Below are 13,179 nucleotides of genomic sequence, written 5' to 3' on the forward strand. Positions count from 1 at the left end.
CATCAACGAGACAGACCCCGATGCATTCCGAGGATCCCCAGTGCGCTTTCGTCTGACCCCCAGGGAGACGAGCTTCTACGACATGTTCGCCGCTTCCGCGGACAACATCGTTACCGGCTCGAAACTCCTGATGGAACTGCTCGGGGCGGACTCCTCCGCGCGCACCGAGCTCGCCGAACGCATGCGGGCCGCGGAGCACGCGGGGGACGACGCGACCCACGCGATCTTCCACCAGCTGAACTCCTCCTTCATCACGCCGTTCGACCGCGAGGACATCTACTCCCTCGCCTCCTCCCTCGACGACATCATGGACTTCATGGAGGAGGCCGTCGACCTGGTCGTCCTCTACCAGATAGAGGAGCTGCCCAAGGGGGTCGAGCAGCAGATCGAGGTACTGGCGCGGGCCGCGGAGCTGACCGCCGAGGCGATGCCGAACCTGCGCACCATGACGAACCTCACCGAGTACTGGATCGAGGTCAACCGTCTCGAGAACCAGGCGGACCAGATCCACCGCAAGCTGCTGGCGCATCTGTTCAACGGCAAGTACGACGCCATCGAGGTGCTCAAGCTCAAGCAGATCGTGGATGTGCTCGAGGAGGCGGCCGACGCCTTCGAGCACGTGGCCAACACGGTCGAGACCATCGCCGTCAAGGAGTCCTGAGCCTCGGCATGGACACCTTCGCGCTTGTCGTGACCATTGCGGTCGCGCTCTTCTTCACGTACACCAACGGCTTCCATGATTCGGCGAACGCCATCGCCACCTCCGTCTCCACCCGGGCGCTGACCCCGCGGGCGGCGCTCGCGATGGCCGCGGTGATGAATCTCGCGGGCGCCTTCCTGGGCAGCGGGGTCGCCAAGACCGTCAGCGAGGGCCTGATCGCCACCCCGACCGGCGGACAAGGCATGATGATCTTGTTCGCCGCGCTGGTGGGCGCGATCACCTGGAACATGGTGACCTGGTATTTCGGCCTCCCGTCCTCCTCCTCGCACGCCCTGTTCGGCGGTCTGGTGGGCGCGGCACTCGCCGGGTCCAGCACGGTCCACTGGAGCGGGGTGGTGGAGAAGGTCGTCATCCCGATGTTCCTGTCGCCCGTCGTCGGACTGGTGCTGGGCTACTTCGTGATGGTGGCCATCCTGTGGATGTTCCGGAAGGCCAACCCGCACAAGGCAAAGCGCGGCTTCCGGATAGCCCAGACCGTCTCGGCTGCGGCCATGGCGCTCGGCCACGGTCTGCAGGACGCCCAGAAGACCATGGGTGTCGTGGTGATGGCCCTGGTCATCGCCGGTGTGGAGGACGAGGGCGACGCGATTCCGGTGTGGGTGAAGATCGCCTGCGCCGCGATGCTCTCGCTCGGTACGTACGCGGGCGGCTGGCGCATCATGCGCACACTGGGCCGCCGGATCATCGAACTCGACCCGCCGCAGGGATTCGCGGCGGAGACGACGGCGGCCTCGGTCATGTACTCCGCCTCGTTCATGTTCCAGGCGCCCATCTCGACGACCCATGTCATCACCTCGGCGATCATGGGCGTCGGCGCGACCAAGCGGGTGAACGCGGTGCGCTGGGGCGTGGCGAAGAACATCATCCTCGGCTGGTTCATCACCATGCCGGCGGCGGCCGGTGTCGCCGCGCTCAGTTACTGGATCGTCAACCTGGCCTTCGGCTGACGGCGGTACGTACAGGTCGTACGCATACGGGACGCACACGGTACGCATGAAAGCGGCGGGCCCGCCCCCGGGATGATCGGGGGCGGGCCCTTCGTCCTGTGGTGGCACCGCCATGCAGCACCACAGGACGTTCCTCCTCCGCCGTCGGCACGCCGCCGGCGGGAGGCGGGTGCGTCAGCCGAAGCGGCCCGAGATGTAGTCCTCGGTCGCCTGGACGGACGGGTTGGAGAAGATCCGCTCGGTCTCGTCGATCTCGATGAGCTTGCCCGGCTGGCCGACGCCCGCCAGGTTGAAGAAGGCCGTGCGGTCCGAGACGCGCGCCGCCTGCTGCATGTTGTGCGTCACGATGACGATCGTGAAGCGCTCCTTGAGCTCACCGATCAGGTCCTCGATGGCGAGGGTTGAGATCGGGTCGAGCGCCGAGCACGGCTCGTCCATCAGCAGCACCTGCGGCTCGACCGCGATGGCGCGGGCGATGCACAGCCGCTGCTGCTGACCGCCGGAGAGGCCGGCGCCCGGCTTGTTGAGCCGGTCCTTGACCTCGTTCCACAGGTTGGCGCCCTTGAGGGACTTCTCGACGATGCCCTCCAGCTCGCTCTTCTTGTACGAGCCGTTCAGCTTCAGCCCCGCCGCGACGTTCTCGAAGATCGACATCGTGGGGAACGGGTTCGGGCGCTGGAAGACCATGCCGACCGTACGCCGCACGGAGACCGGGTCGACGCCCGTGCCGTACAGGTTCTCGTCGTCCAGCATCACCTTGCCCTCGACCCGGCCACCGGGGGTGACCTCGTGCATCCGGTTCAGGGTGCGCAGGAAGGTGGACTTGCCGCAGCCGGACGGGCCGATGAAGGCCGTCACCGAGCGGGGCTCGACGGTCATCGAGATGTCCTCGATGGCCTTGTGGGTGCCGTAGTAGGCGGTCAGGCCGCTGACGTCGATGCGCTTGGCCATGTGAATCACTTCTCTTCTTCGTGGCGTGGCCTCAGCGGCCGGTCTTCGGTGCCTTCCAGCGGGCTACACCGCGGGCGAGCAGGTTGAGGATCATGACGAAGGCGATCAGGACGAGCGCCGCCGCCCAGGCCCGGTTGTACGAGGCGTCGTTACCGAGCTGCCACTGCTCGTACACGTAGTACGGGAGCGAGGACTGCGCGCCCTCGAAGGGGTTGTTGTTGATCCCCGTAGCACCGAACACCAGCAGCATGATCGGGGCCGACTCACCGGCGATACGGGCGACCGCGAGCATCACACCAGTGATGATCCCGCCGATCGCGGTGGGCAGCACCACCTTGAGGATGGTGCGCCACTTGGGCACGCCCAGTGCGAGTGAGGCCTCGCGCAGCTCGTTCGGGACGAGCTTGAGCATTTCCTCCGTCGAGCGGACGACGATCGGCATCATCAGGATGGCCAGGGCCATCGCGCCTGCGAAGCCGGAGTAGTCGAAGTCCAGGATGATGATCCAGAAGGTGAGGATGAACAGACCGGCGACGATCGAGGGGACACCGGTCATGACGTCCACGAAGAAGGTGACGGCCTTGGCGAGCTGGCCGCGCCCGTATTCCACCAGGTAGACGGCGGTCAGCAGGCCGATCGGGGCCGCGATGGCGGTGGCGATGCCGACCTGCTCCAGCGTGCCGATGATGGCGTGGTACACACCGCCGCCGGGGAGGATCGTCTGCACGCCCTCCATGGAGTGGCCGAGGAAGTAGCCGTCGAGGACCGTGCGGCCCCGGTCGACGGTCTCCCAGATCAGCGAGACCAGCGGGACCACCGCGAGCAGGAAGCAGACCCAGATCAGGCTGGTGGCCAGCTTGTCCTTGGCCTGGCGGGAGCCCTCGACCTTGGCGGTCAGGGCGAAGGAGATGAGCACGAACAGCAGCGCGGCGATCAGACCCCACTGGGTCTTGCTGCTCAGATCGCCCGCGACGCCGATGCCGCAGCCCAGGCCGACCGAGATCAGCGCCAGACCGATCGGGGCCCACTTGGGCAGCCGGGGCTGCTTGAGGCCCGGCCGCGGGGCGTCGCCGGCCACCGCGCTCTTGTCGATGACTGCGTTGCTCATATGCCGCACCTTTCGTTCGCCCCGCTGCGGCAGCAGCTGATGTCACTGTCGCCCGCGCGGCGCAGAGGCGCGGCTATCGCGGTCTTCTGCGGCCCGGCGGCCGCGCGTACGTCGCTCACGCCGCGGCTCCCGAGTACTCCTTGCGGCGGGCGATGATCAGCCGCGCGGCGCCGTTCACCAGCAGCGTGATGACGAACAGCACCAGACCGGAGGCGATCAGCGCGTCACGCGCGGGGCCGTCGGCCTCCTTGAAGTGGCTGGCGATGTTCTGGGCGAAGGTGCCGCCGCCCGGGTCCAGCAGGCTGGTGTCGATCAGGTAGCTCGGGGACAGCACGGTGGCCACGGCCATCGTCTCGCCGAGCGCGCGGCCCAGGCCCAGCATGGAGGCGCTGATGATGCCGGAGCGGCCGAAGGGGAGGACCGACATCCGGATGACTTCCCAGCGGGTCGCGCCGAGGGCCAGCGCGGCCTCCTCGTGCATCTGCGGGACCTGGCGGAAGACCTCTCGGCTGACGCTGGTGACGATCGGGATGATCATGATCGCCAGCAGGATGCCCACGGTGAACAGGGAGCGCGGGGTGCCGTCGTTGTACTCGAAGATCTTGGTCCAGCCCAGGTAGTCGTCGAGCCACTTGTACAGGCCGGTCAGGTGCGGGACGAGGAAGAGCGCCCCCCACAGGCCGTAGACGATGCTGGGGACCGCCGCGAGCAGGTCGATGACGTAGGCGACCGGGGTGGCCAGCCGGCGCGGCGCGTAGTGCGAGATGAACAGCGCGATGCCGACCGCGACCGGGACCGCGATCAGCATCGCGATGATCGAGCTGACGATCGTGCCGTAGACGAGCACGGCGATACCGAAGACCATCGGGCGGCTGCTGGTGTTCCACTCGAAAGTGGTCAGGAAGTTGCCGTGGTCGTCGGAGATGGCGGAAACCGCTCGCACGGTGAGGAAGACCGCGATGGCGGCCATGATCACCAGCAGCAGGATTCCGGACCCTCGGGAGAGGCCGAGGAAGACTTTGTCGCCGATGCGGCCGGTGCCACGAGAGCTGGCCAGGGCAGGCGGTTCTGTGGGGGATGCAGGTTCTATGTCCGTTTTCATGGGTTCTCCGGTCTGAGGAGCCAGGGGGGTGTGGCTCCTTGCGCGGCGGTGCACCGGACGGTGCGGCCGGCTCCGTGGTGTGGGAGCCGGCCGCACTCAGGTCAGGAGAGGCTCGCGACGCTCTCGCGGACCTTCGTGGCGATCTCGGCCGGCAGCGGGGCGTAGCCGAGCTCCTTGAGGGAAGCCTGGCCGTCCTCGCTCGCGACGTAGGTCAGGAACGACTTGGTGGCGGCAAGCGTGTCGGAGTTGTTGCCCTTGTCACAGGCGATCTCGTACGTCACCAGCGTAATCGGGTACGCGCCCTCTGCCTTGGTGTCGTAGGCCAGGTCCAGGGCGAGGTCCTTGCCGGTGCCCTTGATCTTGGCCTCGGAGATGGCCTTGGAGGCGTTGTCGACGGTGGCCTGGACCGGGGCGGAGGCGCCGGTGTTCAGGTCCACGGTCTTGATGCTGCTGGCGGTCGCGTACGACAGCTCGAAGTACGAGATCGCGCCGGAGACCTGCTTCACCTGCGAGGAGACACCGGCGGAGCCGTCCGCGGCCTGGCCGCCCTTGCCCTCCCAGGCCTTGCCCGGCTCGTGCGGCCACGCCGAGGGGGCGGCGGCCTTGAGGTACTTGGTGAAGTTGTCCGTGGTGCCGGAGTCGTCCGAGCGGTGGAACGCCTGGATCTTGAGGTCCGGCAGGTTGACGCCCTTGTTGAGCGCCTTGATGGCGCCGTCGTTCCACTTCGTGATCTTCGAGTCGAAGATCCCGGCGAGGGTCTTGGCGTCCAGGGTCAGCTTGTCCACGCCGGGGACGTTGAAGCCGACCGCGATCGGGCCGCCGACCATCGGCAGGTTGATGCCCTGGCCGCCCTTGCACATCTTCTTGGAGGAGGCGACCTCTTCGGGCTTGAGCGCCGAGTCGGAGCCCGCGAAGGCGGTCTTGCCCTGCAGCCACTCCTGGATGCCCGCGCCGGAGCCGGTGGCCTTGTAGTTGAGCTTGACGTCCTTGCAGGCCGCGCCGTAGTTCTTGACCCACAGGTCCATGGCGTTCTTCTGGGCGGACGACCCGGACGCCAGCAGCTGGCCCTTGCCCTCGCACTTGATGTTGCTGGCGTCGGCCTTGGTGCCGCCGCCACCGCTCGAGGAACCGTTGTTGTCGTCGGAGCCGCAGGCGGTGAGCACCAGGACGCCGGAGACGGCAAGGGCACCGGCGGCGATGGCGCGAAGCCGGTTGTTGCGCTGAAGCTTCACTTTCGGGTTTTCCTTCCAGGAGCCGCCGGTGGGGACGGCGCACGAAGAGGTGGGGTACTGCGCGTTTCTGGTTCTGCTCAGCTGCGCGCCGGTCACGCCATGGGCGCGGCCAGTACGTTTGTAGGGCTGAAATTAGGCAGATCAGGTGAAGCAGCCGATGGGCGTGAGTGAACGGAGGGTGAACCTCGGCCGTCAGGGTGGTGGCCCAGGGAGGCCCTGATTCCGGTTGGGTGGAGGTTATGGCGGAGCCGATCGGCGCGTGACTCTGTCGGATTGCGGTACGGCATGTCACTATCCGTCCCTACGTACCGGTAAGTCAGCTCTGGCACGCGGGTTACGCGACGGCTCGTGGAGGTCCTCGGGTGATGGGGAAGCGGAAGGTGAAGCGGGGCGGCAGGGGAGGGGGCGCGGGCGTCGCCGCGGCCACCGCGTTCGTCTGTGCGGTGGGGATGTCGGCGGTACCGGAGCGGGCGCAGGCCGCGCCGCGTGAGCCCACGCCCGGGGCCGGGGCGGAGTCGGGGACCGGGTCCGAAGGGGCCGCGGGCAACAGCCTGCAAGAGGTGCACAAGAAGGTGCAGAGCCTCTACCGCAAGGCCGAGGCGGCCACGGACGCGTACAACCTGGCGCGCGAGAAGCAGGCCCGCCAGGAGAAGCGGATCGTAAAGATCGCGCAGTCCGTGGTGAAGGCGGAGAAACGGATGGCGGGCCTGCGGAAGCGGGCCGGGGCGGTGGCCCGGGCCCAGTACCGCAACGGCGCAATTCCGCCAGAGGCGCAGCTGCTCCTCGGCGACGACCCGGAGAGCTTTCTCGACAACGTCACCCTGGCGCGCAAGGGCCAGCAGGCGACCCGGGGCCTGATGAGCCAGCTGGAGAAGACGCAGGCCACGCTCGACCGCTATGCGAAGGACGCCACCCGGGAGTGGGAGCGGCTCGACTCCAGCCGCGCGAAGAAGGCCGCGGCCCGCAAGGAGATCCGGGCGAAGCTCGCCGGGGCCAAGCGGTTGGAGTCCCGGCTGAAGGCGAAGGAGCGGGAGCGGCTGCGGCAGCTGGAGGAGGAGCAGCAGCGCCGGGCGCAGACGACCTGGCTGGGCTCCGGGATACTGCGGAAGATCGGCGGAAAGGGCACCTCGCAGGGGGTGCGGGCGGTGGACTTCGCGACCGCCCAGCTCGGCAAGGACTATGTGTGGGGCGCGGAGGGCCCCGACACCTACGACTGTTCGGGGCTGACCCAGAAGGCGTGGGCCGCGGGCGGCCGCTCGATCCCGCGCACCTCGCAGGAGCAGTGGCGGCAGCTGCCGAAGGTGAGCGTCGAGCGGATGCGGCCGGGGGACCTGATCATCTACTTCAAGGACGCGAGTCATGTGGGGATGTATGTAGGGGACGGCGCGATCATCCACGCACCGCGCCCGGGGCGGCAGGTCACGGTCGCCGGGGCCGGCTCGATGCCGATCCTCGGTGTCGTACGCCCGGACGGGGCTGAGGGCTGAGGCCGGGGCCTGAGGGCCGCGGCCGGGTCCAGGAGCTGAGGGGCTATTCGGTCATTTCGCCCCGCGTAGGCGTGATGTTTGTCATCCCACGGCCATCCCCCGGCGCGTCAAGTCCCCTCATGGCTTTGGCATATGACAAAAGTGGCTGTCCGAAGGTCATTCCGCTGGGGCCTGCCCTAGCGCTATGGTCGCCTCTCAGTGTCCGGCGCTGGGTCGTGTGAACGGCCGTTTGAGCGCCGCGCTCTCGGGGGGAGGGAAGGAATCGAGCGATGTCCGTACCCGCGACCGGGCAGCTGGAGGCGCCGGCCACCGAGGCCCTGCCTGCCGCGCCGCCCGACAACGGGCTCACCCTGCTGGTGATCGGGGAAGACCCCGCCGGCTCCTTCACCGTCCCCGAAATGCTGGACACCGAGGGCAACCGGGTCCGTATCCGTACGGCACGCAATCTCACCGAGGCCGAGCGGCTGCTCACCGATGACGTCCAGTGCATCCTGCTGGACCTGGCCCTGCCCGGCCCCTGCAAGAAGGCCGAGGACGAGCTCGACGCCCTGCACGCGGTGCTGCGGCTCGCACCCGCCCACGCGGTCCTCGTACTGACCGCCGTGGAGGACGGGGAGCGCGCCGCCGAGGCCGTACGGGTCGGCGCCCAGGACTTCCTCTTCCGCGACGAGCTGGACGGACGGCTGCTCAGCCGCGCCATCCGCTACGCCGTCGAGCGAAAACGCTCCGACCTCGCCCAGCGCCAGCTGACCGAGTCCCGGCTGCGCGCCCAGGAGAACGCCCGGCTGGAGCGCGGGCTGCTGCCCACCCCGCTGCTCCAGGGCTCGGGGCTGCGCTTCGCCGCCCGCTACCGGCCCGGCCGCAGCCGCGCCCTGCTGGGCGGCGACTTCTACGACACGGTCCGCACCCCGGACGGCACCGTCCACGCGATGATCGGCGACGTCTGCGGACACGGCCCCGACGAGGCCGCCCTCGGCGTCGAGCTGCGCATCGCCTGGCGCGCCCTGACCTTCGCCGGGCTCTGCGGCGATCAGCTGCTCGGCACCCTGCAGCAGGTCCTGGAGAACGAGCGCGCCGACGAAGAGATCTTCGCGACTCTGTGCACCGTCGACATCGCACCGGACGGGCGGCGGGCCGGGGTGTGCCTGGCCGGCCACCCCGCACCGCTGGCGATACGCGCCGGGCGCGCGCCCCGGCTGCTGCCCGCCGACGACAACGGGCCGGCGCTCGGCCTGCTGCCGGGCGCCCGCTGGCCGCGCCGGGAGATCGAGCTCGGCGGCTCCTGGAGCCTGATGATGTACACGGACGGGCTCATCGAGGGGCGCGTCGGGAAGGGCGTACAGCGGCTGGGCCAGGAGGGAATGGTCGACATCGTGGCCCGCGGGCTGACGGCCGGGCTGCGCGGCGAGGAACTGCTGGACAACACCGTCACCGAGGTGCGGGCGCTCAACGGCGGGGAGCTGACGGACGACCTGGCCGTGCTGCTCCTCGACCGGGGCTGACCCCCGGGCGGGGGCGGGGGCGGGGGCGCGCAGGCCGCCCGCCCGCGCGGGCTAGCGGCCGTTGAAGGGGCCGTACGGGCCGTCGGAGCTGGAGCCGCCGCGGCGCGGCCAGTTGCGGCCGCCGCCGGAGACCTGCCGGAGCGCGGGCCGCACATCGACGAAGTACACGATGGTCGCGATGAGCCCGATGATCGGCAGGAAGTCGAAGATGCCCATGAAGAAGTTCACCGCGGCGGCGATGCCCAGGATGATCAGCCAGAAGGGCTTGTTCTGCTTGTCCGCGGCCCGGTAGGCGTCCTCGCGGCGGATCGCGGCGTCGATGAAGGCGCAGAGGCTGAACAGGAGCAGCCCCCAGGAGACCCAGTACATCAGTTGGTTGAAGCCTTGCACCAGCACGCCGTCCACCGCCTAGAAGATATGTATGGGAAGCGTTCCATCGGCCACCGTACCCGCTGCCAGGGCCGGGCACGCAGTGCGTACCCGGCCCTGGGTGTGCTCTTCGGGCAAACGCCCGCCCCTCAGCCCTGAGGCTTCGGCGGGGTCTTCTTCGCGGTGGGGGCGGGAGCCGGGGCCGGCTTGCGGGCCGGGGCCTTCTTGGCGGCGGGCGCAGGCTTGACCGCGGTCTTCGCCGTCGCGTCCTTGGCCGGCTCGGCCGCGACGGTGACCGGCCGCTCCTTGGGCGCGATGGCGTCGGCCGCCTCGCTCATCTCCTCGGCCGCCTCGCCGCGCCAGGTCTTGACGACCTCCTGGCCGTGCTCGGCCACCTCGTCGTACCGCTCCCGCGCCTTGACGGCCAGCTCGGCGGCGCGGCCCACGCCCTGGAGGGCCAGGTCCTGCGCCGTGTCGCGGAGCTTCTTCAGGTCGGTGTCGAGCGTGCCCAGCAGCTCGGTGAGCTTCTCCTGGGCGTCCTTCGCCTGCTGGCTGACCCGGTCCTGAACGGCCTTCGGGTCGGTGTTCCGTACGGCGGCGAAGCGCTCGGGGGCCTCGGCGACGATCTTCTCGACCAGCGACGGGACCTCCTTGAGCTTCTGGGCAGCGAGGTCGGCCGTGCCCGCCACGAAGTACAGGGGGGTCGGGTCGGTGAGCGTCTTACGCACATCGTCGGTGATGGCCATGCTGATGGTCCTCCCGGATCAAATCGAGGGTTCGGCGTCGTCGTCGGCGCTGCCGGAGGGGGTGCCGCCTGCGGCAAGGGCGGCCTTACCGGCGCCCGCGTACGTACCAGCGGGGGTGCCGGCGCCGGTGGGGGCGCCCGAGGGGGTGTCGCCCGCGGCGGGGTCGGGTGCGTTCTCCTTGCGGAACGACTCGTAGATCTGCAGCAGCACCTGCTTCTGCCGCTCGTTGATCAACGGATCGGCCAGTATCACACTGCGCGTCTCCGTCTCGTCCCGATCCCGCGCATCGAGAATCCCGGCCTGCACATAAAGCGTCTCGGCGGATATCCGCAGCGCCTTCGCGAGCTGCTGCAGGATCTCCGCGCTCGGCTTGCGCAGCCCGCGCTCGATCTGGCTCAGATACGGATTGGACACCCCGGCAGCGTCGGCGAGCTGGCGCAGTGAGAGCTGCGCGCCGCGTCTCTGCTCGCGCAGAAACTCGCCGAGGGTGCCGACGTTCAGTGATGCCATGCCCCCATGCTGCCGCACCAGTGCTAACTATTGCAAGCATTTGCTTGCAGCCGTGCCGGGAGTGGGAGGGGTTCCGGGTGGCTTCCGCCGCCCGGAACACCCCTGATGTCCGGATCGTGGGTGGGTTTATCTGACGAGTTCGGATGGTTCGTCCAGCCGCGTCAGCTTCCGCGGATTGCGCACCACATAGATCCGGGTGACCCGCCCGTCCTCCACCGCGAGGCTCACCGCGGCCGGCTCGCCGTCGAACTCGATCCGGCCCGCGGGTGCGCCGTTGAGCCATACGGTCGTCGTCTCGACCCTGGCGACCCGGTTCGCGCGCGCGAGCATCGGCGCCACCACATCGGCCCCGTGGACGGGAGTCAGTACGGCGGGTACGAGCCCTCCACCGTCGGCGATCAGGACCACATCCGGCGCCATGATCTCCATCAGCTCCCGCAGCTGCCCGGTGCGCAGCGCGACCAGGAACCGCTCCACCACGGCCTGCTGCTCCGACCGGCTCACCCGCACCCGCGGCCGCCGGGCCGCCACGTGCTCGCGGGCCCGCCGCGCGATCTGCCGCACCGCGGCCGTGGACTTCCCGATGGCCTCGGCGATCTCGCCGTACGGCATCTCGAAGACCTCGCGGAGCACGAACACCGCCCGCTCCGCCGGCCCGAGCGTTTCCAGCACGGTCAGCATGGCGATCGAGACGCTTTCCGCGAGTTCGATGTCCTCGGCGACATCGGGGCTGGTCAGCAGCGGTTCCGGCAGCCATTCGCCGACGTACTCCTCGCGGCTGCGGGAGAGCGTCCGCAGCCGGTTGAGCGCCTGCCGGGTGACGGTCCGGACGAGATACGCGCGCGGGTCACGCACCTGCGCACGGTCGACGTCGGCCCACCGCAGCCAGGACTCCTGCAGCACATCCTCCGCGTCGGCCGCCGAGCCGAGCATTTCGTAGGCGACCGTGAACAGCAGGCCGCGATGGGTGACGAACGGGTCCTCGGTCATGCCGTCGACGCCGCGCCGGTCTGCTCGGGCCGCTTGGCCAGCGGAATCTCGCACGCCTCGGAGTATCCCTGCGAGGTGATCCCGTTCGCGGTGTTGTTCCGGGTCGACAGGTTGGCGAAGCCGATGAACGCGGTCAGCTCGACCAGCGCCGCCGCGCCGAGCTGGGCGAGCAGACTCGCCGACATCTCATCGGTGACGGTCGTCGGCGTGTTCGTCATGGCCTCGGCGTACTCCAGCACCTCCCGCTCCAGCGGGGTGAACACGTCCGACTCCCGCCAGCGCGGCACCTGGCTCGCCTTGGTCAGGTCCAGATTCGCGTTCAGCGCCGCGAAGTAGTTGATGTCGAGGCACCAGCTGCAGCCGACCTGTGCCGCGACGGCCATGTGCGCGAATGTCTTGAGGCTCGCGTCGGCCGCGTCCCACGCGCCCAGCTTGGCCGAGAACTCCAGACTGGACATGGCGACGTCGGGGTTGTTGAAGCTCACCTCGACGGGCTCGGGCACGGCGCCGAGCTGCTTGATCAGGTTTTCCCTCAGCTCGGTGGGAAGCTCCGCCTTCGGAATGCGCAGCGCCATGGTGTCTCCTTATATGGGTGCCTGCTACGTGTGCTCGTTCGGCATGAAGACACCGCCGGGCCCGCGAGCGTGACACCCCCCGCCTACCGGATCTCGCTCAGCCACGCCTGGAGGGTCAGCAGCTCCGGGTACCGCTCGCGGAGCGCGCCGATGTCGGCCTGGTAGCCCTTCTCGTTGAGCCAGTCGAACATCCTCGCCGCCTGCTCGGCCTGGGCCCGCAGCTCGTCGATCGGCTGCCGCCGGAAACGCGTCGGGACGCCGTCGACCTCGGTGAACACCTCGGCGATCCGCCGTACGGTCAGCTCGTCCCCGGCGATCTCGATCTTCTTGCCGATGAACTCGGCCGGCTTGTCGAAGGCGTCCGCGGCGATCCGGCCGATATCGGCCAGCGCGATCATCTGCAGCGAGGTGCCCGCGTCCAGCGCGAGCGAACCGACCCGCTCCCCGTTCACCGCCTCCGGCACCAGGTACGGCCAGTTCTCCATGAAGAACACCGGCCGCAGCACCGTCGCGGGCACGCCGATGGCGTCGATATACGCCTCGATCTCCGCCTTGGTCTCGAAGTGCGCGACACCGGACCCGCGCTCGGCGCCGCCGACGGAGCTGTAGACCAGGTGCGCGACTCCCGCGGCCCGGGCCGCGTCGGCGACGTTCCTGCCCTGCCGCACCTCGACTTCGGGGCGAGGGTCGGCCATGTCGGAGGGCTGCACGCTGAAGACGCCGTACGCGCCCCGCGCCGCCGCGCGCAGCGACTCCGGGTCGTCCAGATCGCCGGTGACCAAGTCCGCGCCGAGCGCCTTGAGCTCCATGGCCGCCTGTTTGCCCGGGTCACGGACCAGGGCGCGTACCGCCCAGCCGCCGTGGAGGAGGCCGCGGGCGACGGCGCCGCCTTGGCCGCCGGTCGCGCCCGTGACCAGGACCGCCTTCTTGTTCGGCACT

The 13,179-nt window shown here is 69.3% G+C and carries 14 protein-coding genes; 4 read left to right on the forward strand and 10 right to left on the reverse strand.

The annotated features are described in order from the left end of the window. Window positions 1-40 precede the first annotated feature (40 nt). Both ACFV2X_RS45600 and ACFV2X_RS45605 read left to right on the forward strand, forming a co-directional pair. Window positions 41-661, forward strand: a complete 621-nt coding sequence (locus tag ACFV2X_RS45600) for a DUF47 domain-containing protein (RefSeq protein ID WP_014177687.1) — start codon at window positions 41-43, stop codon at window positions 659-661. An 8-nt stretch (window positions 662-669) separates the two neighbouring features. After that, on the forward strand, window positions 670-1,668 hold the full coding sequence (locus ACFV2X_RS45605) for an anion permease (protein WP_385627876.1): 999 nt from the start codon (window positions 670-672) through the stop codon (window positions 1,666-1,668). 174 nt (window positions 1,669-1,842) lie between these two features. Here the strand turns inward: ACFV2X_RS45605 and pstB are convergent, their stop codons facing one another. The 4 genes from pstB to pstS all read right to left on the reverse strand — a co-directional run bounded on the left by pstB (window position 1,843) and on the right by pstS (window position 6,061). Further along, window positions 1,843-2,619: a phosphate ABC transporter ATP-binding protein PstB gene (gene pstB, locus ACFV2X_RS45610; protein ID WP_089512516.1), complete on the reverse strand. Its 777-nt coding sequence runs from the start codon at window positions 2,617-2,619 to the stop codon at window positions 1,843-1,845. Between the two features lie 31 nt (window positions 2,620-2,650). Further along, a complete protein-coding gene (pstA, locus tag ACFV2X_RS45615) occupies window positions 2,651-3,727 on the reverse strand; it encodes a phosphate ABC transporter permease PstA (RefSeq protein ID WP_385627878.1) in 1,077 nt (358 codons plus the stop codon). A 115-nt stretch (window positions 3,728-3,842) separates the two neighbouring features. Then, a complete protein-coding gene (gene pstC, locus ACFV2X_RS45620; RefSeq protein WP_385627881.1) occupies window positions 3,843-4,829 on the reverse strand; it encodes a phosphate ABC transporter permease subunit PstC in 987 nt (328 codons plus the stop codon). A gap of 101 nt (window positions 4,830-4,930) precedes the next feature. Next, entirely contained in the window at window positions 4,931-6,061 is a 1,131-nt protein-coding gene (gene pstS, locus ACFV2X_RS45625) for a phosphate ABC transporter substrate-binding protein PstS (protein ID WP_385627884.1), read from the reverse strand. A 365-nt stretch (window positions 6,062-6,426) separates the two neighbouring features. On the opposite strand from pstS, the gene ACFV2X_RS45630 reads away from it, so the two are divergent. Together ACFV2X_RS45630 and ACFV2X_RS45635 are read left to right on the forward strand one after the other, a co-directional pair. After that, window positions 6,427-7,548 carry an NlpC/P60 family protein gene (locus tag ACFV2X_RS45630; RefSeq protein WP_385627886.1) on the forward strand — a complete coding sequence of 374 codons (1,122 nt, stop codon included), beginning with the start codon at window positions 6,427-6,429 and terminating at the stop codon, window positions 7,546-7,548. Window positions 7,549-7,817: 269 nt separating this feature from the next. Then, entirely contained in the window at window positions 7,818-9,050 is a 1,233-nt protein-coding gene (locus ACFV2X_RS45635; protein WP_089512511.1) for a PP2C family protein-serine/threonine phosphatase, read from the forward strand. Between the two features lie 51 nt (window positions 9,051-9,101). On the opposite strand, the gene ACFV2X_RS45640 is transcribed toward ACFV2X_RS45635, so the two are convergent. From ACFV2X_RS45640 to ACFV2X_RS45665, 6 genes are all read right to left on the reverse strand, one after another. Then, window positions 9,102-9,419, reverse strand: a complete 318-nt coding sequence (locus ACFV2X_RS45640; RefSeq protein WP_385627958.1) for a DUF2516 family protein — start codon at window positions 9,417-9,419, stop codon at window positions 9,102-9,104. A 149-nt stretch (window positions 9,420-9,568) separates the two neighbouring features. After that, entirely contained in the window at window positions 9,569-10,165 is a 597-nt protein-coding gene (locus ACFV2X_RS45645; protein ID WP_385627889.1) for a hypothetical protein, read from the reverse strand. Window positions 10,166-10,183: 18 nt separating this feature from the next. Next, window positions 10,184-10,675, reverse strand: coding sequence for a helix-turn-helix domain-containing protein (locus ACFV2X_RS45650; RefSeq protein WP_385627891.1), 492 nt, complete (start codon window positions 10,673-10,675; stop codon window positions 10,184-10,186). A 126-nt stretch (window positions 10,676-10,801) separates the two neighbouring features. Beyond that, entirely contained in the window at window positions 10,802-11,665 is an 864-nt protein-coding gene (locus ACFV2X_RS45655) for an RNA polymerase sigma-70 factor (protein WP_385627961.1), read from the reverse strand. Then, a complete protein-coding gene (locus ACFV2X_RS45660; protein ID WP_385627894.1) occupies window positions 11,662-12,240 on the reverse strand; it encodes a carboxymuconolactone decarboxylase family protein in 579 nt (192 codons plus the stop codon). Before ACFV2X_RS45660 ends, ACFV2X_RS45655 begins: the two co-directional genes overlap by 4 nt. An 83-nt stretch (window positions 12,241-12,323) precedes the next feature. Next, complete coding sequence (locus tag ACFV2X_RS45665; protein WP_385627896.1) at window positions 12,324-13,178, reverse strand: NmrA/HSCARG family protein; 855 nt, start codon at window positions 13,176-13,178, stop codon at window positions 12,324-12,326. Window position 13,179: the final 1 nt, after the last annotated feature.

The sequence above is a fragment of the Streptomyces sp. NPDC059679 genome, from assembly GCF_042734105.1.
Classification (GTDB): Bacteria; Actinomycetota; Actinomycetes; order Streptomycetales; family Streptomycetaceae; genus Streptomyces.

What these genes read in the sequence shown, in the direction of transcription:
- ACFV2X_RS45635 (WP_089512511.1), top strand. Translation starts at nt 7,818, where the DNA reads ATGTCCGTACCCGCGACCGGGCAGCTGGAGGCGCCGGCCACCGAGGCC.
- pstC (WP_385627881.1), bottom strand. Translation starts at nt 4,829, where the DNA reads ATGAAAACGGACATAGAACCTGCATCCCCCACAGAACCGCCTGCCCTG.
- ACFV2X_RS45650 (WP_385627891.1), bottom strand. Translation starts at nt 10,675, where the DNA reads ATGGCATCACTGAACGTCGGCACCCTCGGCGAGTTTCTGCGCGAGCAG.
- ACFV2X_RS45645 (WP_385627889.1), bottom strand. Translation starts at nt 10,165, where the DNA reads ATGGCCATCACCGACGATGTGCGTAAGACGCTCACCGACCCGACCCCC.
- pstB (WP_089512516.1), bottom strand. Translation starts at nt 2,619, where the DNA reads ATGGCCAAGCGCATCGACGTCAGCGGCCTGACCGCCTACTACGGCACC.
- ACFV2X_RS45655 (WP_385627961.1), bottom strand. Translation starts at nt 11,665, where the DNA reads ATGACCGAGGACCCGTTCGTCACCCATCGCGGCCTGCTGTTCACGGTC.
- ACFV2X_RS45630 (WP_385627886.1), top strand. Translation starts at nt 6,427, where the DNA reads ATGGGGAAGCGGAAGGTGAAGCGGGGCGGCAGGGGAGGGGGCGCGGGC.
- ACFV2X_RS45605 (WP_385627876.1), top strand. Translation starts at nt 670, where the DNA reads ATGGACACCTTCGCGCTTGTCGTGACCATTGCGGTCGCGCTCTTCTTC.
- ACFV2X_RS45660 (WP_385627894.1), bottom strand. Translation starts at nt 12,240, where the DNA reads ATGGCGCTGCGCATTCCGAAGGCGGAGCTTCCCACCGAGCTGAGGGAA.
- pstA (WP_385627878.1), bottom strand. Translation starts at nt 3,727, where the DNA reads ATGAGCAACGCAGTCATCGACAAGAGCGCGGTGGCCGGCGACGCCCCG.
- ACFV2X_RS45640 (WP_385627958.1), bottom strand. Translation starts at nt 9,419, where the DNA reads ATGTACTGGGTCTCCTGGGGGCTGCTCCTGTTCAGCCTCTGCGCCTTC.